We start from the raw sequence: 22,989 nt of genomic DNA, 5'->3' as shown, positions 1-22,989 counted from the left end.
CTCATGGATCAACAATTCGCAAAAACCGAAATAGCCAAAAGCATCATGGACAAACAGGACCATTTTGCAAATGAGCGCACACCCCCTATAATTTGCCTTCATCCATTTGAATTATTGCCTGTGCCATGACAGATAAACCCATCCCACGCCAAGCATCCAAAGAAACCAATGTCAAAACGGCGCTTCGGGTGATTGAAATCATTGAAATTTTCGCCAAGGAATGCCGTCCCCTGGCGCTATCTGAATTGGCGAAATTGCTGAATGCCCCCATGTCGAGCTGCCTTGCGCTTATCAGGACACTGGTCAGTTTGGGGTATTTGTATGAAACCAATCGCAGGGCCGGTTACTACCCTACCGGACGGCTGCTGGCCATGGCACAGAAAATATCCGCTGCTGACCCCATTCTGGAACGTATTTACCCAAGCCTGGAAGAGTTGCGCAACATCACGAATGAAACGGTGGTGATTGGCAAATTGCATAACAACCAAAAAGTACTTTATCTGGAAGTTTTGCCTTCCGCCAATCCGATTCATTATGTGGCAATGGCCGGTGAGCAAAAAGAAATTAATGCAAACTCATTGGGTAAGGCCCTGTTTTCAACCCTGGGTAACGATGAAAAGGAAGAAGTGCTAAGCCATCTTCCTTTTCACGCCTTCAATACCAAAACCATTGCTGGCAAAGCGGCTTTTCTGGCAGACATCGAACAATCATTGCAAAGGGGCTGGTTTGGAAATTTTGGTGAATCCATTCCCGATGTGGGCGCATTGGCTTGGCCAGTCAAGCTTTCTGGCAGCTACTATGCCATTTCGATTGCCGGACCCTTGTACCGGATTCAGGCGAATCTGGAAGACTTCGCCCAAAAACTAAGAGTCATCAGTACGTTTATTGAAAAATCCGCCTGAACAGAATGAACCGGCAAGCAGATCTTCGCACGCTTTTATGCTTGAAGCGCAGCCAGATCAGTTTAACCTGGGTTCATTTAATATGACTTGGGCAGGCCCAGTACCTTTTCCGCAATAAAACACATAATCAGCTGCGGACTGACCGGGGCAATACGCGGAATGAAACTTTCGCGTAAATAACGCTCTACATGGTATTCCTTGGCATACCCCATCCCCCCCAGGGTTTGAATGGCCGTTTGGCAGGCATTGAATGCCGCTTCAGCGGCCAGATATTTGGCTGTATTGGCAAATTCACCGCACGGTTTATTGCTGTCATACAAACTGGCGGCTTTGCTGACCATCAGGTCTGCGGCCTCCAGATGCATCCAGGCCTGTGCCAACGGGTGTTGAATTCCCTGATTGGCACCAATAGCCCGGCCAAAAACCACCCGTTCTTTGGCATACCGGGTGGCCTTTTGCAGGGCAACCTGTCCCAGCCCCACCGCTTCGGAAGCAATCAGAATCCGTTCCGGGTTCAAGCCATGAAGAATATATTCAAAACCCCGCCCTTCTTCACCCACCCGGTCTTCTTCGGGAATTTCCAGTCCGTCAAAAAACAGCATGTTTGAATCCACGGCCTTGCGTCCCATTTTTTCAATTTCACGCACTTCAACATAGTCACGATTAAGATCTGTGTAGAACAGGGACAGGCCCTGGGTAGGCTTGCTGACGTCTTCAAGCGGGGTAGTACGTGCCAGCAACAGCATTTTATCTGCCACCTGGGCGGTGGAAATCCAGATTTTACGACCATGAACAATATATTTATTGCCCTGTTTGACCGCTCTGGTTTTAAGCTTGGTGGTGTCCAGCCCGGCATCGGGTTCAGTAACGGCAAAGCAGGCTTTTTGCTTGCCCTGGATAAGGGGTGGCAGGGCACGCTGTTTTAAGTCTTCCGAACCAAACACCACCACCGGATTCAGGCCAAAAATATTCATATGCACAGCCGATGCACCGGTAAAACCGGCCCCGGAACGGGAGATGGTTTTCATCAACAAGGCGGCTTCGGTCATTCCCAGGCCCGCACCACCATACTCTTCAGGCATGGCAATGCCCAGCCAGCCCGCTTCAGCCAGTGCCTTGTAAAACTCCTCAGGATATTGGCCATCAGCATCCCTGGCATGCCAGTAATCATCATCAAAATCGGCACATAAGTTTTCTACTGCCTCCACCAGCATCTGCTGGTCGTTGTTCAGCTCAAAATTCATGGTTTACTTCTTCCTGTATTATTAATCAGAGAATCAATCACCGACTGATCCAGATCCGTTTCTTTTAAAACTTCTTCGGTATGCTCACCAAGACTGGGCGCATGGCGGTATATTTTTAAAGGTGTTGCCGAATATTTGCCCAACGTGCCCGGGGTACGAATCCGTCCCTCGGTCGGATGATCCATTTCCACAACCTGCTCAACCGCTTTGATATGCGGGTCTTCCACCAAATCTTCCACACTGTATAAAGGAGCCGCCGGAATATCCGCCCGGGCAAAACAATTCAGCCAGTATTCGCTGTTTTTTTCAGCAAGAATCTGCGCCACAAAACTGTAGACCTCGGCAATATTGTCGGCACGCACCGAATGACTGGAGAATATGGACCCCTCCAGCAAATCTTCCCGACCAATCAAAAGCAGGAAATTTTTCCAGTGTTTATCGTTATAAATCAATACACTGATATGGCCATTGGCGGTTTTATATGGTTTGCGATGCGTGGCCAGCAAACGGGCATAACCCATGTCCCCTTTCTCGGGCACGAATGTTTTTCCGCCCAGATGATCCCCCAGCACAAACTGGCTCATCCCCTCAAACATGGGAATCTCGATTGACTGGCCTTTGCCCGACGCCCGGCTTTGGATGACACCGGCCAGGCAGGCAATGGCAGCCTGCAGGCCAATAGTCCGGTCTGCCAACGTCAAGGGTACATAGCGAGGCTCATCACCCGAGTTTTTCTCGTACAAGACGGGGATACCGGTCATGCCCTGGATCAGGTCGTCATAAGCCGGTTTTCCTGCATAGGGGCCGTCAGTCCCAAAACCGTAGGCACCGGCATAAACAATGGCAGGATTAACCGCGCAAACGTCTTCATAAGATAGTCCAAGCCGCGCCATGGCCTGCGGACGCACATTGTACAGAAACACATCTGCCGTTTTTGCCAGGGCCAGGCAAGCCAACCTACCCTGCTCTGTTTTCAAATCAAGCACAATGGAACGCTTATTACGGTTCAAATGTAAATAAAGTGCCCCCATATCTTCATTAACCATTGGGCCCACTTTTCGCATGTTGTCACCAGATGGCGGCTCTATCTTAATCACATCTGCCCCCAAATCAGCCAGCATCTGGGTGGCAAACGGCCCCATAACCACCGAGCTTAAATCAAGTACTTTGATGCCGCTCAATGGCCCTGGGTTTGGTTCATGATGATTATTCATATTATTTTTGCTCAATGCCAGCCGCCTTGATCAAGTCGCCCCACAACACATATTGCTGCTTCACGAAATCAGCAAATTCCTGCTGGGTTCCACTAAAAGCATCAAACCCCAGATTGGCCAGTTTTTGCTTGATCTCTTTATCTTCCACAATCTCATTGATGGTTTTATTCAAGGTTTGAACGACCTCATCCGATAAACCGGCAGGTCCAAGAAAGCCGTTCCAGGAATTAATATCAAAATTATTAATGCCTGCGGCCTCCATAGAGGGCAAGTCTGGCAATAAGGCACTGGGCTTGGCGGTAGAAACAGCCAAAGCCTTGACCTTATTGGACTTAACGAAAGGAATACCTGAAGCCAGATCGGTAAACATGAAATCAACCTGCCCGCCAATCAGATCGGTGATTGCCTGAGGCGTGCCTTTATAGGGCACATGCAAAATATCAATATCAGCAGTATTCCCCAATGTTGCCCCTGCCACAATTCCGGTACTGTTTCCCGAAGCATAACTTAACTTGCCAGGATTGGCCTTGGCATACTCAACCAAGTCCTTGACCGTTTGATAAGGTTTGCTGGCATGAGTAATTAAAATAAAAGGCAAATTTCCACCGCGTGCTACAGCCGTAAAATCGTTAACCACATCATAAGATACATTTTTCATTAGCCAAGGTGCGGCAGACAAAGGCGTATTGGTGGAAATTAATATCGTATAGCCATCGGGTTTGGATTTGGCAACATGCTGCGCTGCAATCGTCGCATTGGCACCGGGTTTGTTTTCAACAATCACTGGCTGTCCCAAACGGGATGACATTTCTGAAGCAAAAATACGTCCTACCGCATCTGTGCCGGAGCCAGCTGGAAAGGGTACCACCAGCGTAATAGGCTGTTCCGGGTAAGCTGCCAATACGCTACTGCTGAAAAGGCTCAGGGCCAGAGCAGTCATTTTTTTCTTGATACCTGTTTTATACATTATGTCTCCTTTAAATTTTAATTTGGTTTTATCCAGCCATTGCCTAACGAATGACTCTTTCCGGCTTTTCTTCATAGGGGGGTGAGTAAATAATAAGTACTCTGGCAGGCTCTTCGCTGGTAACGGTAAAAATGTGTTTTTTATAAGGAGGGAAATAACAGCAATCGCCTGGCTCCAGTTCCCCTTTTTCTCCATCCATTTCCACATCGGCGCTACCGGAAATCAAATAACAGACCTGCTCAAGGTCTGGATGCGCATGTGGCAGTGCCCCCTGGTTTTTTTCTATTGTCCCGATCAGGACTTCCATGTGTTTTGCGCCTACCGTTTCAGCACTGATCAACCTTTTGTTAACGGTACCCGTATGATTGGCTGGACTATACCCTTCAATTGCGTTTTCTTTAACAATCCATTTATGCATAAATACCCTCTTCTATTAAATTCCCGTATGTGAATTAATTTTCACACACATAAATTATTTTGTATTTAAGGGTAATTACTAAAATTGCCATTCGGCCATAAAAAATGCCTCCCGCCGCTACTTGAGCGAAGGAGGCAATTTGTTTTTTTTACCGCTTTAATTATCCAAAACCACACACTCACAAGGATCAATGCGCAGGTATACTTTGCTGCCGATGTCCAGCTTGGGCAAAAACCGGTTGTTTAGGCTGTCTACGGTTAACACTGTGTTTTCTGCCCTCACCTTGAAGCGCACCACACTACCCAGCAAATGTTTCTCGGTAATAATAGATGCAATCGGCTGGGAAACCTTTTTGCCAAAAGACAGGGAAGGATGATCCAGGATAATCGCTTCGGCCCTGATAGCCACACCATTAGGTGTTTGCAAGCCAAGCCAGCGCTGCGTATTGCCTGCATCCAGAAAATTGTAGGTGCCCATGAACTGTGCCACCATATTGCTATTGGGCCGTGCATACAACTGCTCTGGCGAACCCGATTGCTCGATACGGCCCTGGTTCATTAAAAAAATCCGGTCTGACATAGTCAGGGCTTCTTCCTGATCATGGGTGACAAAGATGGTGGTTAGCTGCAACTCTTGCTGCAATTGGCGGATTTGCTGTCGCAAATGGCGGCGAATACGGGCATCCAGTGCAGACAAGGGTTCATCCAGCAACAAAATACGAGGCTCCATAACCAGGGCCCGGGCCAGGGCCACCCTCTGACGCTGGCCGCCCGACAGCTCATGTGGCATGTTTTTTTCCTTGCCTTGCAATTCGACCCGCGCAATCGCCTGCCCCACCTTCTCTTGAACCAACCCCTTGTCCATTTTGCGCAAATTCAGGCCAAAGGAAATATTGGCTTCCACGGTCATATTGGGAAACAGGGCATAACTTTGAAAGACCATGCCAATACCCCGATGCCGGGCCGGCGCAAACGTGATGTTTTCATTGTCCACCTGAATATACCCGCTATCAGGCTGGGTCAAGCCTGCAATGCAACGTAACAAGGTAGACTTGCCACAACCGCTTGACCCCAACAAAGTCACAAACTCACCTTTTTCAATGGTAAAACTCAATTCATCAAGAATAACGGAATCGCCAAATCGCTTGGCCAAATTGGAAACGGTTAAATAAGACATGATTTAAGCTTTATTGAAACGGTTGGCAAGCAAGGTAAACAGCAGAATGAACACAAAATAGCTGATCACAATAGCACTGGTAAAATGACCACTGGTCTGGCGCATATTGAACAGGTAAATCTGCAGGGTTTCAAAGCGGGTTCCCACCAGCATATTGGCAAAAACGAATTCACCAAACAGCAATGAAAAGGCAATGAACCATGCCGAGGCAATGCCCTTGCGGATATTGGGCAGCACCACCTGCATGAAGGCCTGAAAACTGCTGGCACCCAACAGACTGGAGGCATCCATCAAATCATGCAGGTTCAGGGCCCGCAGATTATTAACCAGGGAACGATACATAAAGGGCAACACAATCGTGAAATAGCAGCCCACCAGAATCCAGGGAGTACCCATCATGGGTGAGCCGGCATAAATTTGCAGCAAGCCTGCCGTGGCAACAATTGGCGGCATGGCAAATGGAAGCAGAATCACCAGATCCATGATTTTCCGCCATTGCCGATAACGGTATTCCATCATAAAAGCCAATGGCAGAATCACCAGTAAGCTAACGATAATGGAAACCATGCAAAGTAAAACAGATCGGCCAAAGGCCATCAGAAAGCGAGGATCGCTCCAGAGTTGCACATACCACTTCAAGCTTAAGGCATCAGGCAAAATGGTTGCGCCCCAGGAAGTTGAAATGGAATACAAAAAAGTGGCCAGCAAGGGCACCAGCAAGATCAACATCACCACACCAATCACAAGCAGATGCATGCCCTGTCTGGAGTCCTGTTTATGCATAACGTCTCCTGCGCATCAGCCACTGGTTAATCATGGTGACCATGACCAGCTGTACAACCAGAACAATGGAAAGCGCCGCGGCCAGGTTCGGGTTCAGGGAAATATCACCGGCCACCAGGGCCCCGATACGAATCGGGATCAGGTTAACATTACTGGCCGTGAGCGCAAAAGCCGTGGCATATGCACCCAGTGCATTGGCCAGCAACAACACAAAAGTACCCAGTAAGGAAGGGAAAAGAATGGGCAGCACCACCTTGCGCCAGTAATCAAAAGTACTGGCGCCCAGCAATCGGGATGCTTCCTCCCAGTCATCCTTCAGGGCATCAAATGCCGGGTAAAGCAGCAAAATAGCCAAGGGAATCTGAAAATACGTATACACCACCGTCAAGCCGGCACGGGTGTATAAATCAAACCCGTTCAGAAACCCCATTTTATTCAACAACAACGTAATGGCACCATTGGTTCCCAAAATAATAATGAACGCAAATGCCAGGGGCACGCCGGCAAAGTTATTGCTCATATTCACAAAGGCAATCACCCATTGCCGAACCCTGCCTTGCACAAATCGTAAGGACGAAGTAGCCAGCAGGCCAATCAGCAGTCCCAGAAAACTGGAGTACAGTGATAACCAGAAACTGTTTTCAATGGCAATCAGGTAAAACTTGCTACTTAAAATTTTTTTATAATTGGCCAGCGTAAAACCACCCTCGTCTGCCATAAAACTGTTAACCAGCACCCAATAGGTGGGAGCCAGGCAAAAAGCGCCCAGCATCAACACAAAAGGAACAAAGAGCCATAAATGGGCCCTGGAAGGCTTGGCGAGCATCATGAGAGGAAAGACTTCAGTTCATATCAATATAACTTTATGTTGATGCATGGTTTTGCGCTTATTGATGAATCAGCACATGTTCCTGCATCAGTTCAGGCAGCTTCTTGGACAAGGCATCCCAGGCGGCCTGGTCTTTGATGGGCTGAACATTTTTGTACGCTTCGGCAGGCAATAACCTGGCTTTGGCTTCTTCAGTCAACACAACCTTATCGCGAATGGGACGGGCATAACCCTTGGCCAGATTGTTTTGACCGGCATCGCTAAAGATGTATTCACGCGCCAGTTTGGCCGCATTGGGGTGCTTGGCGTATTTATTGATAATAGTGGCATAACCCGCCATGATTGAGCCATCTTCAGGAATCACAACGGTAAAACGCTTGGGATCAATCTGGTCACGATAGTTAAGTGCATTGAAGTCCCACAGCACCCCCACTTCCACTTCACCTTTTTCAAGTGTGGCCAGTGTGGGATTGCTTAATGACAGACGTTTTTGCCTGGCCAGTTCACCAAACAGTTCCAGGGCTGGGGTCACGTTTTTTTCATTGCCACCCAAGGCAACCGCCGCAGCCAGTACTGCATTGTTGGCCTGTGCCGCTACGCCGACATCTCCCAACGTAACCTTATACTTGCCAGAGGTCAGGTCTTTCCAGCTTTTGGGTGCGTTTTTAACCGTGTCATTATTGATGATGAAAGCGATTGCGCCGGTATAAGCCACTGCCCAATGACCTTCCTTGTCTTTCGCCCATTCAGGAATTTCATTCCAGGTGGTGGGTTTGTAGGCCTGGGTCACTCCCTTGTCAACCGCGATAGGGCCAAAACTTTGGCCAACATCGCCAATATCAGCCGTTGCGTTTTCTTTTTCTGCCGCAAACTTGGCAATTTCCTGTGCCGAAGACATATCGGTATCCTGGTGTTCCAGCCCGTAGTTGGTTTTCAGGTCAGCCCAGGTATCTTTCCAGTTAGCCCATGAGTCAGGCATACCCACACTATCCACACGACCTTCTTTTTTTGCCGCCTCAATAAGCGAAGTCAAATCAGCGGATTGTGCCTGTGCCACCAATGGCAACGATGCCAGACAGACTGCCAGCCATGCTTTTTTCAAACTCATTGTTCTTCCTTGGGAAAATAAACAAGGCACACAATATGCCTTTTGCATAAGAATAAGGAGGAACCGAGTATAAGGATGCTTTATTGCCAATTCATGACATGCACAACAAATTGCAAGGCATTAAGCAAACACCCTTATTCGGCATACAGCCATGTCATGCAAAACAGATAACAGCCTATCATTACCAGTATCAGGTATAACCAATACCAGTATAAGAAATGGTCTTGTTCATCATTCCCATTTCCCATCATAATAAATCTGACTTTTATCAATTTAAAAATCCAATCACTTCATCAGTCAAAGGCACAGCAATGCAAACAATCCAAGAGGAAAGCCAGGAAGAACACTGGAAACGCAACCTGTACGTGTGCGTATTCGGTTCATTTACCACCTTAATGGCCATGACGCTGGTGCTGCCATTTCTGCCCATCTACATTGAGCAACTGGGAGAAACCGACCCCGAATCCATTATTCGCTGGTCAGGTTATGCTTTTAGCGCCACCTTCCTGACAGCGGGCCTGATGGCGCCCGTCTGGGGAAAATTTGCCGACCATTATGGCCGCAAGCCCATCTTGATCCGCGCCAGCCTGGGTATGGCCTTTAGCATTGCCTTAATGGGCATGGTCAGCAATGTGCAGGAACTGTTTGGTTTGCGTCTGTTGATTGGGATTTTAGGGGGTTATGCCTCGGGCGCCACGATTCTGGTGGCCACCCAAACCCCCAAAGCACATACTGGCTGGGCCGTAGGCACCCATGCTGCCGGCATGTTGGCGGGCAACCTGCTGGGGCCATTGGTGGGGGGCTTGCTGCCCGGTTATATTGGCATTAGAAATACTTTTTTTCTGGCTGCCAGCGTTATCTTCATTGCTTTTCTGGCAACCGCCTTTTTAATTAAAGAAACCAATTTCAAGCGCAAAACGGCCACCAGTCAGAACGTTAACCAAGGCGAAGGTTTCTGGCAAAACGCCCCCAGCCGCAACATGGTACTGTTAATGCTTGGCTGTGCCTCCCTGTTAATGTTTGCCAATTATTCGGTTGAACCCATCATCACCCTGTACATGGCCAGCCTGCACACCCTCACGCAAAACATTCCATTGCTGGCTGGTATTGCCATTTCAGTCACTGCCTTTGGCAGCCTGCTGGGATCGGCCAGAATTGGCCGACTGGGTGATCAGAAAGGCCATCTTTGCGTGCTGGTTGCCTGTTTTTTGTTTACCGCCCTGACCCTGCTTTTACAGGCCTTTGCCTGGGCTGACTGGCAATTTATTGCATTAAGGTTTTTAATGGGGATTGGCTTAAGCGGCCTGATGCCAGCCATTACCGCCCTGATCCGGCATAATGTGTCGGGCCATATTGCCGGCACCGTACTGGGTTACTCAACGTCTGCCCAATATCTTGGCATGGTCCTGGGCCCGGTTGCCGGTGGCATGGTGGCAAACCTGTATGGAATGACGGCCGTATTCATCATGACTGCAGGCATCATGGCCACAGCCGCCTTGCTGATTGGCATATCAAGAAAGCGCCAGCACAAGGTGGCTTCCCACTTGATTAACCCAATCAACCGTTAAAACCTTATTTTTCTTCCTCATGCCGGGTCACCAGTACCTGGTCAATCCGGTAATTGTCAATATCCACCACTTCGAACTTGTAGCCCTCATACAAGACGAAGTCGGTGGGACGTGGCACTTTACGCAGCTTGTACATGATGAACCCGGCCATGGTTTCGTAATTGTTTTCAAAACCCTCAAATTCCTTAATGGTCAGGGCGGCCATCACCTCCTCGATAGGTGTCATGCCGTCCATCAGCCAGGAATGGTCATCGCGTTTTACAATCCACTCTTCCTGCAGGGAACCCACCAAATCCCCCATCACGGTACTCATGACATCTTGCAGGCTTAGCAGGCCCACCACCAGTGCGTACTCATTCACCACCAGACTGAAATCTTCCTTGGCTGCCCGGAACTGCTCAAGCGCCTCGAACAGGGTGAGTGTATCGGGCAGCACCAGCACCTTGCGGACAATGGGGGCGGTTCTAAGAGATAAATCCTTGCCCTGCAGGATACGGGGCAAAATATCCTTGGAATCCACATAACCAATGACATGGTCTAGCGTATCCTGACAGACCGGAAACTTGCCATGTGGAAATTCGGCGATTTTCTGGCGGATATTTTCTTCGGTTTCATTCAGGGAAAAATACACAATGCTTTCACGCGGTGTCATGGCAGAGGGCACAATGCGCGAATCCATCTCGAACACGTTGCGAATCATGTATTGTTCCTGCTGCAAGACTCCACCGCCCTGTGCGCCGGCTTCGGCCAGGGCCACAATATCATCACCGGTAATTTCCTCTTCGCGCACTTGCGGTACCCGCATAAGACGAAGAATGAGATTGGCCATACTGCTGAACAACCACACCAGGGGCGCAAACACCAGCATGCAAAACTTCATGGGCTTGACCACAGCCATGGCCTGTTTTTCAGGCCGGGCCATGGCAAGGCGCTTGGGAATCAGGTCTGAAAACATCACAAACGAGGCCGTGACCAGTAAAAAGGACAGCAAAAATGACCAGGTGCCCAGCATAGGCCCGTTGTAAATAACCGAAACAAGTGTGGCCACATAAGGTGACAAGGCGCTTTCACCGACGATACCGGCCATAATCGCTACCGCATTTTGCCCGATCTGGATCACGGTAAAAAAGTTGCCGGGGTTTTCCTGCAAGGCCAGCACCTCTTGTGCTTTGGCATTACCCTCATTGGCCAGCAGACGCAGCTTGATTTTGCGTGAAGCGGCCAGGGAAATTTCCGAAATGGAAAAGAAACCACTGATAATAATCAGCAGCAAAAGAAAAAACACGTGTGTGAGCAAATCACCAACCGACATAAACAACCACTAAGAGTCTGTAACCCTGTGATTTTGTACCATTTGACAGGAAATGGCAATGGAAACCGGCTTCTTAGAGGCATGGTTTCCCCTATCGCTGAACCATTATGCGTCCAGCCTGAACAACCCATTGAAAAGATAAAGAGCCGCTGGATACTGGCTGTTGATTTTCCATCCTTACTGGGCAACCCGGGCTAGCTCCATCGCCCGGGGGCGTAGGTAAACACCGGCAAAGACCAGCGCCAGCGAATGGCGGCAATACGTAAAGCCAGACCAAAACCGAATGAAACCAGCAAATTAATGTCATGGCTAACACCCCAGTGCCGCAGGCATAAATACAATATGGCAACCAGCAGCGAAACACTGGCATACAGCTCCTTGCGTAGCACCATGGGCGTGCGATTACACAACAGGTCACGCAATATGCCCCCAAAGATACCGGTGGTAATACCCGCCATAATAACAACGGTGGTGCTGTATTCCAGCTTCAGGGCCACATTACAGCCAATAACGGTAAAGGCGATCAAACCCATTGCGTCGAGCACCAGGAAAATGGAATGCAATCGATGCATGTAACGGGCAACCACCATGGTAAAAAGGCCGGCAAGAATCGTGATGTGGATATACATGGGGTGCTGGGTCCAGGAAACCGGGTAATTGCCCAGCAACATGTCACGCACCGTACCACCGCCCAAAGCGGTAATAAAGGCAACGAAAGCCACACCAAACATGTCCATATTGCGTCGGCCGGCGGCAAGCGCACCCGACATGGCCTCGGCGGTAATCGCCACGATATAAATATAGAGAAGCAAACTTGAATCCTTGTTGTTTTATGCTGCCTCTCCCCCTGTCCTTTTACCTGAGAGTTTATGCAGTTATATAAACTGCTTGCCCCTTCGGTGGGTTGCCAAACAACCTCTCTCCAGCTGGCGTTACGATTGTGCTGTTGTCCTTGTCAAAAAAACAGCCACCATTCGAATACGTTTCGCAGTTACGATGCCTGAGCGATTATGGGAGTTTGCGCCTTCGGCGGGAACCACGCTTTAAGCTGGCCCCTCTCTCCTGCGAAGCGAGGGATTATACTGCAAGTAAATCGTAATTTGTGAGGTAGTGGTAATTTAAATTGATATGAATTCCCACGCGAGAGCGTGGGAACTAGAAATCCTCGCTCCCATCATGCTTTTCTGGCTCCCATGCTCCTGCGTGGGAGCGCAAAAATGGGTACCCAACTTTTTAGGCTCAGTTCACTTCGCCCGGAAACGCGCTGCTCACCACAAATAAGCCTTATTGGTCCTGTTTTCCATTTCCAGTGTTTCTGAAGTGTCATGAATCAAGGAGCGCAGCCACATGTTGGCCGGGTCGCGGTGAAACCGCTCATGCCAGAACTGGTTGACGGTATAGGAAGGGAATTTCAATGGCAACTGCACCATTTTGACCGCATTTTCCGATTCAAAAATAATGCCAAGCCGTAACGGCACAATAGCGACAAGGCTTGAACTGGCCACAATTTGTCCCAGACCGATGAAATTGGGAACATTAGCCACATAATTGCAAACAATCCCTTTGCGCTCCAGGAATTTCTCGATAATGGAATGGGATGTGCCCGTTAGCATCACTTTCACAAATTTTTGTTGCTGCAACTGGGCCAAGGACATTTTGCCATCAACATCCGGATGATTTTTTGAGGCAATCAATACAAATCTTTCATTATTGAGTTTCTGCTTGTAAAAACCCGCCTTCATTTCCTCTGTAAACCCCAAAGCAATATCAGCCTCACCGGTTTCCAGTTGCCGTGCAGTTTCATAGCTTAAATTAGACACTTCAATATTCACATTGGGTGCCTGTTTATCAATAACCGATAAGAGCCTTGGCAGCAATATCGTTTGACCCAGGTCGGGCATGCAAATCCGAAAACAGCGACTTGAAGTCAAAGGATCAAATACCAGGCTTGGCTCCAGGCATTGCTCCAGCAGTTTAAGTGCCTGATACACCAATGGTCGCAGCGCTTCTGCCCGTGGTGTTGCCTTCATGCCACCCGAGGTACGCACAAAAAGCGGATCGCCATAATGTTGACGCAATTGCGCCAGCACCACGCTTACCGATGATTGACTCAGACCCACAGAATCGGCGGCGCGCGTTACGTTTTTGCTTGCATATAAGGCCAAAAAAATCCGAAGATGTCGTATATCCAGTTCGTTCAAGGAAGACACCCATTATTAATAAAACCGATGATGGGTATTAATCATAATCTATTGTAAGAATAATTGCACCTGCTCTATAGTTAGCCTTCAAAAAGCATAAACATGAGACACTATTATGGATAATCTTGGAACACTGGAAGAATTACCAGCTGAATATGTACAGGCACTTAGTGAGGAAAACCTGGTTCCCTTATGGCCAAGCCTTGGCGCCGTTTTACCTGCGGATATTCCTGCCAGAAACACCCAACCCACACATTGGTCTTACAACAAAATCCGCCCGCTGTTGTTACGGGCCGGTGATCTGACCCCGATTGAAAAAGCGGAAAGACGCGTGCTGGTCATGAGCAATCCGGGACATGGCCTGGATGCAATGAAAGTCAGTCCGTCCATGTACGTGGGTATGCAGTTGCTGTTACCCGGTGAATGGGCGCCCAGTCATCGCCATACACCGAATGCAGTCAGAATGATCATTGAAGGCGATGGGGCGTACACCACGGTAGCCGGGGAAAAATGTCCCATGAACCGTGGCGATCTTATTTTGACACCTTCCGGGCTCTGGCACGAACACAGTCATGATGGCCAGAATCCGGTCGTTTGGCTTGACGTGCTGGACTTGCCCCTGATTTACTTCATGGAAACCAGCTATCACAACGTGGGTACCCGGCAAACCGTCAACCCCACCAAAGGCCATGGCATTTATGCCAATGGCGGTGTACTCCCCGCCCCCGTCTTCACGCGTCATCATAACCCTTACCCCATGTTGCGCTATCCATGGTCACAAGTACGGGCCAGCCTGATAGCCTTATCCGAAGCACATCCAAACGAAAAATCGGTTCAGGTTGAATACATTAATCCGGAAACCGGTGACAGCGCCCAGAATATTCTGGGATTTTATGCCTTGATGATCCAACCCGGCCAGACACTGGACTTGCCGGCGCGCTCTCCTGCCAGCCTGTTTCATGTGATTGAAGGAAAAACAAAGGCTGAAATCAGCGGTAACACATTTGAACTGAATGAAGCAGACACCTGCTGTGCCCCTGGCTACACACCGGTTCGCCTGCATAATCAAGACACCGCCCGCCCCGCCTTTATTTTCATTGCCGATGAAAGCCCTTTACACCGAAAAATGGGTGTACTGGAAACCCGGTAAAAACATATAAAACATAATAAAACCACCACAACAACACAGAGAAGAGGAGACCCTTCATGAGACATTTTTTTCTTGCGACAGCCCGATCCGCCTTGGTCGTTTTGCTGGCCACCCTTTCAGGTATCACCAACGCGCAAGCACAAACTGACACTGCCTTCCCCGATCGACCGGTAACCATCATTACCCCATTTTCAGCTGGCAGCGGGCCAGATGCCGTCCTTAGAATGGTAGCTGAAAGCCTGACCAAACAATGGGGACAAACAGTCATTATCGACAATCGCCCGGGTGGTGCAGGCTTCATTGCCATTGAGCAGGCACGCCGCGCCAAACCCGATGGATACACGCTATTGCAGCTTGACAGTGAACAGATCAGTGCCCTGCCTTACTTGTACCCTTCCAGAAAAATATCGCCATTAGAGATTTTTGAACCGGTAGCCGCCTTATTCAGGACACCGTTTTTTATTGCCGTTCCCAGCAACTCTCCCTGGAAAAACATGGGGGATCTCATTAAAGCAGCACAAACAAACCCCGATTCTGTCAGTTATGGATCATGGGGTGTTGGCAGTCCGGGGCACCTGGGCGCCCTGCAACTGGAAAAGATGAGTCACACTAAAATGCTGCATATTCCCTATAAGGAAACCGCACAGCTTTATGTCAATCTGGGGGGTAACGAAATCCAGTGGGCCTTTGCCAGTGTCGGCTCCAGTGAAAGCCTGTATAGGAAAGGCAGCCTGAAGTACCTGGCCATTGCGGCCAAAAGCCGACACCCAGGCATGCCGGACGTACCCACTGTGGCCGAAGCGGGAGGACCACAGCAACTGACGGTAGACTCATTTGCCGTGTTACTGGCTCCCAAAGGCACCAATACAAAAATTATTGAAAAAATCCATGCTGATGTGTGGAAGGCCGTTCAAACTGAAAAAGTAAAAAACAATTACGCGGCCTTTGCCTTTGAGCACCTGGACTGGAGTCCGCAGGAAATCACAAGAATCAGCAAATTAAAAGGAGAGACATACGAAAAACTGGTTCGTGAAGGAAACATTCGACTGGACTGATCCATTCACGACTATCCATTGACAAAGCATTGCGACCTGACCGGTTGCAATGCTTTTTTACCATAACAGCACCCTTCATTTTTCCTGGATGACATCGGCAATGACTTGCCTGAGCCACCGGTTACCGGGTTCCTGATGATACCGTTCATGCCAATATTGCTTCACATCATAAGACGGTATTTCAATGGGCACATCAACACGTCTTACGGTTTTATCCCGACATATGATCTGCGCCAAATGCACGGGCGCCAAAGCCAGCAAATCGGTGGTGCGGACAATATCCGCCAGCCCAAGAAATGAGGGCACCCACAGTTCAATATTCCTCGAGATACCGGCATCATCAATCGCTTTTTCCAGCAGCCAATGCGCGGTACCGCTGCTTTTTACCGCAACATGTCCCTCGGCCTTGAATTGCTCAATCGTCAGTTCATGGTTAATGCGCGGATGATTATGACGGATCAGGCACACATAATGCTCCCGGAATAATTTCTGCTGGTAAAAACCCGGGCCCATGATGGTGGTAAAGCCCATGGCAATATCAACCTCACCACGTTCAAGCTGAAGCGGTGTCTGTTCCGTAAAATCAATGACTTCTATCCTGACCTTGGGGGCCAGCCTGTTCAACACATTTTTAAGCCGGGCAATTACCACCACCTGCCCCGTACTGGTCATGCTTAATCGAAAAATACGGTTGGAGCCAAGCGGATCAAAACTGGCTGCCCCCTCTTCTATATCCGCCAACAAACCAAGCGCAGACCGAATGGCGGGCAATAGCTCGGCAACCCGTGGGGTGGGCTGCATGCCTGTCCGGGTACGAACAAAAAGCGCGTCATTGAAATGCGTGCGCAATTTGGCCAGACGGATACTGACCGATGGCTGACTTAAGCCCAGTATTTCAGCGGCGGCCGATATATTGCAGGTGCGTGTCAATGCGTCGATCAGGGCAAGATCACGTATGTCGAGATTACTCATGAGCCTTTATACAGTATCAAAATCCATTCACCAATTTTACCCCTATTATTGTTAAATACAATATCAACTATAAATTTCAATTTATTGAACCAATAATAAAGTTCATGAATACTAACAACATTCATTAAGGAGACGATAAAAAATGCGAATTTGCCGTTTTGACAACAATCAACTGGGCGTTGTACAGGGAAATGATATTTATGATGTCAGTGCTGCCCTGGCGCTGCTACCCGAACAGGCTTATCCCTTTCCCGGCCACGATCTTTTGATCGCCAACCTGGAAAGCCTGCGCCCCCGGCTCATGCAGTTAATGGAGAATGCGCCAAAGAAAGCGCTGACGGACGTTCAATTGCTGGCACCTGTTGCCAACCCGGGGAAAATTATTGCCGCCCCTGTCAATTACCTGAAACACCTGGAAGAAGCACGTGCCGATAAAGAAATACACCATGCCAACCAGATTGGTGAAATTCAGCGGGTGGGCCTGTTTTTAAAAGCCAACAGCTCACTGATTGGTGTATCGCAACCCGTAGAACTTGCCCACCCGGAGCGCAGAAACGACCACGAAGCCGAGGTGGTGGTGGTGATTGGCAAGACGGGCCGCAATATTGCGGCCAAAGATGCCCTGCAATACGTTGCCGGCTACTGTGCCGGCCTGGACATGACCACCCGTGGCCCGGAAGAGCGCAGCATGCGCAAATCCATTGATACCTACACGGTGCTGGGCCCGTGGCTGGTGACGGCAGATGAAATCCCCGACCCCGGATCACTGGCGTTTCGCCTGACCGTCAATGGTGAAGAACGCCAGAACGCCAACACGAAAGATCTGGTGATTGATATTCCTCACCTTATCGAGTTCGCTTCCTCTTTTTACACCCTCAATCCCGGTGACCTGATCTTTACCGGCACGCCAGAAGGGGTTGGTCCCGTTGAGCCCGGAGACCGCATAGAAATGGAACTGGAAGGTGTAGGAACAATCGCTGTTAATGTTACAACCATGGAGACTGTATGAAACAAGCATCAAACGATCAAATTTTAATTGCCGGTGGTGGCATTGGCGGTTTAGCGGCAGCCCTGGCCCTGGCCCGCATTGGCAAAGAAAGTCATGTATTTGAACAGGCCGATGAAATCAAGGAAATTGGTGCCGGTATCCAATTGGGGCCCAACGCCTTCTACACCTTTGATGAGCTGGGCATTAGCGATGAAGTCAATAAACTTGCCGTCTTTCCCGATGATATCATCGCCATGGACGCCATCAGTGGTGAAGAAATCCTGCGCCTGCCCGTCAGTGAGCTCTATCCGGAACGCTTTGGGAAACCTTATGGCCTGATTCATCGTGCAGATCTGCATGCCGTTCTTTTGCAGGCCTGTCGGGATAGCGGGAAAGTCACCCTTTCAGCATCCAGCAAAGTGGAAAGCCATGTTTCAGATGGAAAGAGCGTTACCGTCACCACCTCGGATGGTCAAACACATACCGGACCCGCCCTGATCGGTGCTGACGGCCTGTGGTCCACTGTACGGCAAAGTATTGTTAACGATGGCAAGCCAAGGGTTTCAGGGCATATCGCCTACAGGGCCGTCTTGCCTATTGACCAGGTTCCCGAAGCCAACCGGAAACATGCCATGGTGATCTGGATGGGTCCCCGCTTCCATCTGGTGCACTACCCGTTGAGACAATCTGATGTCTTCAATCTGGTTGCGGTGTTTCATAGCGACAAGTATGACGAAGGCTGGGATACCTATGGAGATCCGGAAGAACTGAGAGCGCGCTTTCAGGGTGCCCGCCCGGAAGTGCTGGGCATGCTGGAAAAAATCGAATCCTGGCGTATGTGGGTGTTATGTGACCGTGACCCGGTTGGCAACTGGACCAAAGACAATGTTACCCTGCTGGGTGATGCCGCGCACCCGATGCTGCAATACCTGGCACAGGGTGCCTGTATGGCCATGGAAGATGCGGTTTGCCTGGCCAAACACGTCCAGGCTTCAGGGGGAGACTTCAGCAAAGCGTTTGACTCATACGCCAAGGCCCGTTATTTGCGCACCGCCCGTATCCAGCAAACCGCACGCTTATATGGGCAAGCCTACCACGCAAGCAACGCCACCCGCGACCTGAGAAACGCCTTCCTTAAGGAAAGGACGCCCGATCAGGTCATGGAAGGCATGGCATGGATGTATGAGAAGGATCAGATTCCAGCCTAGCATCGGTTGAATTTTACTTGACCAGGCGTTCCCACGCGGAGCATCACTGCCATTAAGTTAAGCATTTTTTATGACTCACTCCCATGCTCCTGCTTGGGAGTGCGCGTTTTATTCAAGGGCGCAGGCATTGCCACGTTTGCCACAATCACTCAATAAGTAAATCCTGACCCCGACTCACTATTCTGCTACACTTTTCCCATGTTTAACTATAAACAAGGCCAAACCATGAAGCCTTTTAAGCAAACGAGCATTAACCCCCCTGTTTTTTTCTCGGCTGCCGCTCTTATTCTACTTCTGATTGGCCTTGCTGCTTTTGCACCTGACTTTACCCAACAGCTATTTAGCAATACCCAGACCTGGATTCTCAGCCATGTAAGTTGGTTTTATATTCTAACTGTCGCCATCATTTTACTTAGCACCTTCTTTTTAGCTATCAGTCGATATGGCGACATTAAATTGGGGCCAGATCACTCTACGCCTGACTTCAAGAACTTCACCTGGTTTGCCATGCTTTTTTCTACCGGCATGGGCATTGGCCTTATGTTCTTTGGGGTGGCTGAACCGGTCATGCATTTTCTTAGTCCTCCTACCGGCGAAGGGGGAACCGTCTTGGCGGCACGTAACGCCATGAGCATTACCTTTTTTCACTGGGGGCTACATGCCTGGGCTATTTATGCCATTGTGGGTTTGGTTCTTGCATTTTTCTGCTACAGACACGGCCTGCCGCTAAGACTAAGCTCTGCGCTTTATCCTATTATTGGAGACCGCATTTATGGCCGCACCGGTCAGGCCGTTGACACCTTTGCCGTTCTTGGTACCGTCTTTGGCGTGGCCACCTCGCTGGGCTTTGGGGTAGCGCAAATAAATAGTGGCCTGAACTATTTATTTAATCTGCCCGTTACCCTCCAGGTACAAATTGTCCTGATTATTATTGCCTGTGGTTTAGCGACCCTATCCGTAGCCAGTGGCCTGGACCGGGGCATTAAGATTCTTTCAGAAATCAACCTGGGGCTTGCCTTTTTATTACTTTTGTTTGTACTCATTCTAGGCCCTACTGTCTTCCTGCTCCAAACTTTTGTAGAAAACACGGGGGCCTATTTATCAAATATAGTAACGGCAACCTTTACCCTTTATGCTTATGAACCCAATGACTGGATTGGTGGCTGGACCCTCTTTTACTGGGGTTGGTGGATAGCCTGGTCACCTTTTGTCGGTTTATTCATTGCCCGTATTTCACGAGGCCGCACTATCCGTCAATTTGTACTGGGCGTGTTGTTAGTGCCATCGGGCTTTACTTTATTTTGGATGACCGTTTTCGGTGATACCGCCATCTATTATATTTTAGTTGAAGGCATGAGCAACTTTGGCCTGACCGTTCAGAACGACGTAGCACAGGCCCTGTTTGTTTTCCTGGAAAAACTGCCTTTAACCAGCCTCACTTCCATTCTGGCGCTATGTATGGTTGTTGTGTTTTTTGTTACCTCTGCAGACTCTGGCGCTTTGGTTATTGATTTGCTGGCCTCTAAAGAAAACATGCCCTCTCCGGTATGGCAACGTATATTCTGGTCTGCCTTAACCGGCGTGGTTGCCATTGCCTTGCTTTTGGCCGATGGCTTGCAAGCACTGCAAACGGCAACCATTGTTAGCGCCTTGCCTTTCTCTATTATTTTATTAGCCGCTATTTTTGGTTTATTTAAAGCCCTTAAAACCGAGGCCACCAAACGGCAAATTCGTTACCAAACAGTGGCACGTACACCGCCTTTGGCCCAAGGACAAGACTGGCAACAACGTTTACGTAACTTGGTCACTTTACCCGAACAAAACCAGGTTGTTCGCTTCATGAATCTTACCGTGGCACCGGCAATGAAGGCAATTGGCGCAGAACTGCAGGATCTGGGCTTTGAGGCAGAAGTCATGCAAAAATCATCTCCTGACAGCGATGCCAAAGGTTGGGCGCTAACCGTTGCGCATCACGGCGAATACCAGGACTTCAGCTACCAGGTTTATCCTGTCGCTGAAAATCGTCCTACGCTGAATCCGGTAGACACCGAACGCCCAGATAAGGAAATATACTACCGGGCCGAGGTGCATTTAACTGAAGGCGGGCAAGACTACGACATCATGGGATGGACTAAAGACGATATTATTGTAGATATCATTAATCAATATGAACGTCATCGCCATTTCTTGCATATGGTGCATGATAACGAACCCATTCCTGATGATAAGTAAGCAACCGTGGAACTGGCTCCCATGCTCCAGCGTCACTGCCATTAGGTTAAGCATTTTTTGAGATAATAAGCGGATTTGATTGACAGTTGAACATGGCTAAAAAAAGCAGGCAATTGAAGTTACCCAAGAGCGGCTTGAAGCGAATGGCTTCAAGCACCGTCACCGTCAGAGCGATAAAGCGTTCACACGCGAGCGCCGCCTGTCCTTCGCGTTGGTTGTGGTGTTGATCATGAGGAATAGCGTGAAATCGTTACAAAACGTCGTCAATGAGGCGATGACGGGGTTGGAGCAGCCACCCGTGACCGCCAGCGCTTATTCGCAGGCGCGGTATAAACTGAAACACACCGCCTTTATCGAGCTTAACCAGGCCGCCGTCGTGCAAACGCATTACGGTGATGGTGATTACCTGCGCTTCTGGGACTTGCGGGTACTGGCGGTCGATGGTTCCAGGATCACCCTGGACCCCCTCTGTCAGACTAGTTGTCCGATATTTTGATTTTTACATTTTATCCATTTGAGGGAGCGGATAGAGTTTTTCAATATCATCCTACAGTCCTGACCTTAAAGCGCAGATCGTTAAAAAATGATGCCGCCGAATAACCAGAGTGTTGCCCAAGTGAGCGTCAAGCTCGGCATTGAGTGCAGCCTCTATCGTAATCTTGGTCAGTATCTGGCTGAATTCATTCAGGTCCTTTTCGGTCTTCAAGCCTTTGGCTGCTTCACGAGCAAACGCTTCCAGTTTCTTTTTGTCCAGCTACTCATCCGTGAGCGAAAATCCATATAGAAAGCATCTATTTTCTATACATATTACCTGCAACATATATAAAAAAACAGATTTTCTATACACATTACCAGCAACATGTATAAAAAAACCGTTTTTCTATACATATCATCTGTAACATATATAGAAAAACCCATTTTTTTATATATGTGGAGTTCATAGTGACACCGATTACGCCCCTTGAACATTTAAATGCAGAACGATTCGATACTCCTCTCATCCTAAAGAAGCTCACAAGTAGCAGCCGTTATCTTGCTGAACTGAAAGGCGTGGCCGCCTCTATCCCAAACCAAGGCATTCTTATCAACACCCTGGGTTTACAAGAGGCAAAAGACAGCTCCGAGATCGAAAACATCGTAACCACTCATGATGAGCTGTTTCGGGACGACGCCGACCCTGACGGATTTGCCAATCCGGCAGCCAAAGAAGTTATGCGCTATCGCCAAGCCAAACCAAAATGCTTATATAGAGCGATTTAATCGCAGTTATCGCACCGAAGTCCTGGACCCGCATTTGTTCTCATCGCTGGATCAGGTGCGAGACCTCAGTTGGGCCTGGATGTTAAGTTATAACGAGGAACGACCCCATGAGTCATTGGGTAACTTACCACCCAGTGAATTTAAACGACAGTTAGCAGCAGAAGTCTCTAGTTATGAACTGTGCGCTTGACGGTAAGCTTACGCTTTTTATTATTTCGCTTGTAAGGGAGTAAGCGTTCGGCCATCTCATCTTGACAGCGGTTTTCTTTAACCTGTTTTTTTACATCGCTGTCTGTGGTTGCCAATTATGCGGCAACAGTTCAGCAATACGGCTGGCGGGCTGAGTGGGCAAGCGTGTGAGTACATCCTTCAAATAGGCATACGGATCATGCCCATTGAGCT

The 22,989-nt window shown here is 49.0% G+C and carries 22 protein-coding genes, 2 pseudogenes and 2 riboswitches; of the genes and pseudogenes, 10 read left to right on the top strand and 14 right to left on the bottom strand.

Going from position 1 to position 22,989, the window contains the following annotated elements:
- Positions 1-125 precede the first annotated feature (125 nt).
- Positions 126-902, top strand: a complete 777-nt coding sequence (locus KU392_RS07710) for an IclR family transcriptional regulator (protein ID WP_217735021.1) — start codon at positions 126-128, stop codon at positions 900-902.
- A gap of 77 nt (positions 903-979) precedes the next feature.
- On the opposite strand, the gene KU392_RS07705 is transcribed toward KU392_RS07710, so the two are convergent.
- The 8 genes from KU392_RS07705 to KU392_RS07670 form a co-directional block, all read right to left on the bottom strand.
- Positions 980-2,146, bottom strand: a complete 1,167-nt coding sequence (locus KU392_RS07705) for an acyl-CoA dehydrogenase family protein (RefSeq protein ID WP_217735020.1) — start codon at positions 2,144-2,146, stop codon at positions 980-982.
- On the bottom strand, positions 2,143-3,360 hold the full coding sequence (locus tag KU392_RS07700) for a CaiB/BaiF CoA transferase family protein (protein WP_217735019.1): 1,218 nt from the start codon (positions 3,358-3,360) through the stop codon (positions 2,143-2,145). The genes KU392_RS07705 and KU392_RS07700 overlap by 4 nt, the downstream gene beginning before the upstream one ends.
- 1 nt (position 3,361) lies before the next feature.
- Complete coding sequence (locus KU392_RS07695) at positions 3,362-4,300, bottom strand: Bug family tripartite tricarboxylate transporter substrate binding protein (protein ID WP_246587393.1); 939 nt, start codon at positions 4,298-4,300, stop codon at positions 3,362-3,364.
- A 70-nt stretch (positions 4,301-4,370) separates the two neighbouring features.
- Positions 4,371-4,745: a cupin domain-containing protein gene (locus tag KU392_RS07690; RefSeq protein WP_217735017.1), complete on the bottom strand. Its 375-nt coding sequence runs from the start codon at positions 4,743-4,745 to the stop codon at positions 4,371-4,373.
- 156 nt (positions 4,746-4,901) lie between these two features.
- Complete coding sequence (locus KU392_RS07685) at positions 4,902-5,921, bottom strand: ABC transporter ATP-binding protein (protein WP_217735016.1); 1,020 nt, start codon at positions 5,919-5,921, stop codon at positions 4,902-4,904.
- A gap of 3 nt (positions 5,922-5,924) precedes the next feature.
- Positions 5,925-6,704, bottom strand: coding sequence for an ABC transporter permease (locus KU392_RS07680; RefSeq protein WP_246587378.1), 780 nt, complete (start codon positions 6,702-6,704; stop codon positions 5,925-5,927).
- Entirely contained in the window at positions 6,697-7,533 is an 837-nt protein-coding gene (locus KU392_RS07675; RefSeq protein ID WP_246587377.1) for an ABC transporter permease, read from the bottom strand. Before KU392_RS07675 ends, KU392_RS07680 begins: the two co-directional genes overlap by 8 nt.
- Positions 7,534-7,591: 58 nt before the next feature.
- Positions 7,592-8,641, bottom strand: a complete 1,050-nt coding sequence (locus tag KU392_RS07670) for an ABC transporter substrate-binding protein (protein ID WP_169294656.1) — start codon at positions 8,639-8,641, stop codon at positions 7,592-7,594.
- A 311-nt stretch (positions 8,642-8,952) separates the two neighbouring features.
- Between KU392_RS07670 and KU392_RS07665 the strand changes: the two genes are divergently transcribed.
- Positions 8,953-10,209 (top strand): MFS transporter, encoded by a 1,257-nt coding sequence (locus KU392_RS07665; protein WP_217735015.1) that lies wholly within the window; start codon positions 8,953-8,955, stop codon positions 10,207-10,209.
- Between the two features lie 4 nt (positions 10,210-10,213).
- Here the strand turns inward: KU392_RS07665 and paeA are convergent, their stop codons facing one another.
- The 3 genes from paeA to KU392_RS07650 form a co-directional block, all read right to left on the bottom strand.
- Complete coding sequence (gene paeA / locus KU392_RS07660; RefSeq protein WP_169294658.1) at positions 10,214-11,521, bottom strand: polyamine export protein PaeA; 1,308 nt, start codon at positions 11,519-11,521, stop codon at positions 10,214-10,216.
- 194 nt (positions 11,522-11,715) lie between these two features.
- Complete coding sequence (locus KU392_RS07655) at positions 11,716-12,333, bottom strand: trimeric intracellular cation channel family protein (RefSeq protein ID WP_217735014.1); 618 nt, start codon at positions 12,331-12,333, stop codon at positions 11,716-11,718.
- A gap of 25 nt (positions 12,334-12,358) precedes the next feature.
- A riboswitch (glycine riboswitch) is annotated at positions 12,359-12,457 on the bottom strand.
- A gap of 42 nt (positions 12,458-12,499) precedes the next feature.
- A riboswitch (glycine riboswitch) is annotated at positions 12,500-12,596 on the bottom strand.
- A gap of 193 nt (positions 12,597-12,789) precedes the next feature.
- The gene (locus KU392_RS07650; RefSeq protein WP_343212422.1) at positions 12,790-13,731 is read right to left on the bottom strand and encodes a LysR family transcriptional regulator; all 942 of its coding nucleotides are present in this window, start codon (positions 13,729-13,731) and stop codon (positions 12,790-12,792) included.
- Between the two features lie 106 nt (positions 13,732-13,837).
- Here KU392_RS07650 and KU392_RS07645 point away from each other — a divergent pair, with 106 nt between their 5' ends.
- Positions 13,838-14,872: a cupin domain-containing protein gene (locus KU392_RS07645; protein ID WP_217735012.1), complete on the top strand. Its 1,035-nt coding sequence runs from the start codon at positions 13,838-13,840 to the stop codon at positions 14,870-14,872.
- A gap of 56 nt (positions 14,873-14,928) precedes the next feature.
- Positions 14,929-15,927 (top strand): Bug family tripartite tricarboxylate transporter substrate binding protein, encoded by a 999-nt coding sequence (locus tag KU392_RS07640; protein WP_217735011.1) that lies wholly within the window; start codon positions 14,929-14,931, stop codon positions 15,925-15,927.
- Between the two features lie 75 nt (positions 15,928-16,002).
- Here KU392_RS07640 and KU392_RS07635 read toward each other — a convergent pair whose 3' ends face one another.
- Positions 16,003-16,899 carry a LysR family transcriptional regulator gene (locus tag KU392_RS07635; RefSeq protein ID WP_217735010.1) on the bottom strand — a complete coding sequence of 299 codons (897 nt, stop codon included), beginning with the start codon at positions 16,897-16,899 and terminating at the stop codon, positions 16,003-16,005.
- A gap of 142 nt (positions 16,900-17,041) precedes the next feature.
- On the opposite strand from KU392_RS07635, the gene KU392_RS07630 reads away from it, so the two are divergent.
- The 4 genes from KU392_RS07630 to KU392_RS07615 all read left to right on the top strand — a co-directional run bounded on the left by KU392_RS07630 (position 17,042) and on the right by KU392_RS07615 (position 21,823).
- Positions 17,042-17,908: a fumarylacetoacetate hydrolase family protein gene (locus KU392_RS07630; protein ID WP_217735009.1), complete on the top strand. Its 867-nt coding sequence runs from the start codon at positions 17,042-17,044 to the stop codon at positions 17,906-17,908.
- Complete coding sequence (locus KU392_RS07625; RefSeq protein ID WP_217735008.1) at positions 17,905-19,095, top strand: 3-hydroxybenzoate 6-monooxygenase; 1,191 nt, start codon at positions 17,905-17,907, stop codon at positions 19,093-19,095. Before KU392_RS07630 ends, KU392_RS07625 begins: the two co-directional genes overlap by 4 nt.
- A gap of 225 nt (positions 19,096-19,320) precedes the next feature.
- Positions 19,321-21,327 carry a BCCT family transporter gene (locus tag KU392_RS07620; protein WP_217735007.1) on the top strand — a complete coding sequence of 669 codons (2,007 nt, stop codon included), beginning with the start codon at positions 19,321-19,323 and terminating at the stop codon, positions 21,325-21,327.
- Positions 21,328-21,601: 274 nt separating this feature from the next.
- Positions 21,602-21,823: a hypothetical protein gene (locus tag KU392_RS07615; protein ID WP_169294676.1), complete on the top strand. Its 222-nt coding sequence runs from the start codon at positions 21,602-21,604 to the stop codon at positions 21,821-21,823.
- Positions 21,824-21,934: 111 nt separating this feature from the next.
- Here KU392_RS07615 and KU392_RS14310 read toward each other — a convergent pair.
- Positions 21,935-22,081 (bottom strand): annotated as a pseudogene (locus KU392_RS14310) (IS256 family transposase); the annotation flags it as partial.
- 176 nt (positions 22,082-22,257) lie between these two features.
- Between KU392_RS14310 and KU392_RS14430 the strand changes: the two are divergent.
- Both KU392_RS14430 and KU392_RS07600 read left to right on the top strand, forming a co-directional pair.
- A complete protein-coding gene (locus tag KU392_RS14430) occupies positions 22,258-22,587 on the top strand; it encodes a Fic/DOC family N-terminal domain-containing protein (RefSeq protein ID WP_343212421.1) in 330 nt (109 codons plus the stop codon).
- Positions 22,553-22,777, top strand: a pseudogene (locus KU392_RS07600) (integrase core domain-containing protein); the annotation flags it as partial. The gene KU392_RS14430 and the pseudogene KU392_RS07600, both read left to right, overlap by 35 nt.
- Before the next feature lie 90 nt (positions 22,778-22,867).
- Here the strand turns inward: KU392_RS07600 and KU392_RS07595 are convergent.
- A partial coding sequence (locus KU392_RS07595) for a transposase domain-containing protein (RefSeq protein ID WP_217735121.1) occupies positions 22,868-22,989 on the bottom strand: 122 nt, incomplete at its 5' end.

It is taken from the genome of Advenella alkanexedens, assembly GCF_019132845.1.
Lineage (GTDB): Bacteria > Pseudomonadota > Gammaproteobacteria > Burkholderiales > Burkholderiaceae_B > Advenella > Advenella alkanexedens.
The sequence above is the reverse complement of the archived record's forward strand: the minus strand, read 5'-3'. Positions and strand labels throughout refer to the sequence as shown.

Excerpts from the sequence above, each read along its gene's own strand:
- KU392_RS07675 (WP_246587377.1), bottom strand. The coding sequence starts at position 7,533 with ATGATGCTCGCCAAGCCTTCCAGGGCCCATTTATGGCTCTTTGTTCCT.
- KU392_RS07700 (WP_217735019.1), bottom strand. The coding sequence starts at position 3,360 with ATGAATAATCATCATGAACCAAACCCAGGGCCATTGAGCGGCATCAAA.
- KU392_RS07635 (WP_217735010.1), bottom strand. The coding sequence starts at position 16,899 with ATGAGTAATCTCGACATACGTGATCTTGCCCTGATCGACGCATTGACA.
- KU392_RS07665 (WP_217735015.1), top strand. The coding sequence starts at position 8,953 with ATGCAAACAATCCAAGAGGAAAGCCAGGAAGAACACTGGAAACGCAAC.
- KU392_RS07620 (WP_217735007.1), top strand. The coding sequence starts at position 19,321 with ATGAAGCCTTTTAAGCAAACGAGCATTAACCCCCCTGTTTTTTTCTCG.
- KU392_RS07645 (WP_217735012.1), top strand. The coding sequence starts at position 13,838 with ATGGATAATCTTGGAACACTGGAAGAATTACCAGCTGAATATGTACAG.
- KU392_RS07710 (WP_217735021.1), top strand. The coding sequence starts at position 126 with ATGACAGATAAACCCATCCCACGCCAAGCATCCAAAGAAACCAATGTC.
- KU392_RS07680 (WP_246587378.1), bottom strand. The coding sequence starts at position 6,704 with ATGCATAAACAGGACTCCAGACAGGGCATGCATCTGCTTGTGATTGGT.
- KU392_RS07630 (WP_217735009.1), top strand. The coding sequence starts at position 17,042 with ATGCGAATTTGCCGTTTTGACAACAATCAACTGGGCGTTGTACAGGGA.
- KU392_RS07640 (WP_217735011.1), top strand. The coding sequence starts at position 14,929 with ATGAGACATTTTTTTCTTGCGACAGCCCGATCCGCCTTGGTCGTTTTG.
- KU392_RS07625 (WP_217735008.1), top strand. The coding sequence starts at position 17,905 with ATGAAACAAGCATCAAACGATCAAATTTTAATTGCCGGTGGTGGCATT.
- KU392_RS07705 (WP_217735020.1), bottom strand. The coding sequence starts at position 2,146 with ATGAATTTTGAGCTGAACAACGACCAGCAGATGCTGGTGGAGGCAGTA.
- KU392_RS07670 (WP_169294656.1), bottom strand. The coding sequence starts at position 8,641 with ATGAGTTTGAAAAAAGCATGGCTGGCAGTCTGTCTGGCATCGTTGCCA.
- paeA (WP_169294658.1), bottom strand. The coding sequence starts at position 11,521 with ATGTCGGTTGGTGATTTGCTCACACACGTGTTTTTTCTTTTGCTGCTG.
- KU392_RS07690 (WP_217735017.1), bottom strand. The coding sequence starts at position 4,745 with ATGCATAAATGGATTGTTAAAGAAAACGCAATTGAAGGGTATAGTCCA.
- KU392_RS07615 (WP_169294676.1), top strand. The coding sequence starts at position 21,602 with ATGACGGGGTTGGAGCAGCCACCCGTGACCGCCAGCGCTTATTCGCAG.
- KU392_RS07685 (WP_217735016.1), bottom strand. The coding sequence starts at position 5,921 with ATGTCTTATTTAACCGTTTCCAATTTGGCCAAGCGATTTGGCGATTCC.
- KU392_RS07695 (WP_246587393.1), bottom strand. The coding sequence starts at position 4,300 with ATGACTGCTCTGGCCCTGAGCCTTTTCAGCAGTAGCGTATTGGCAGCT.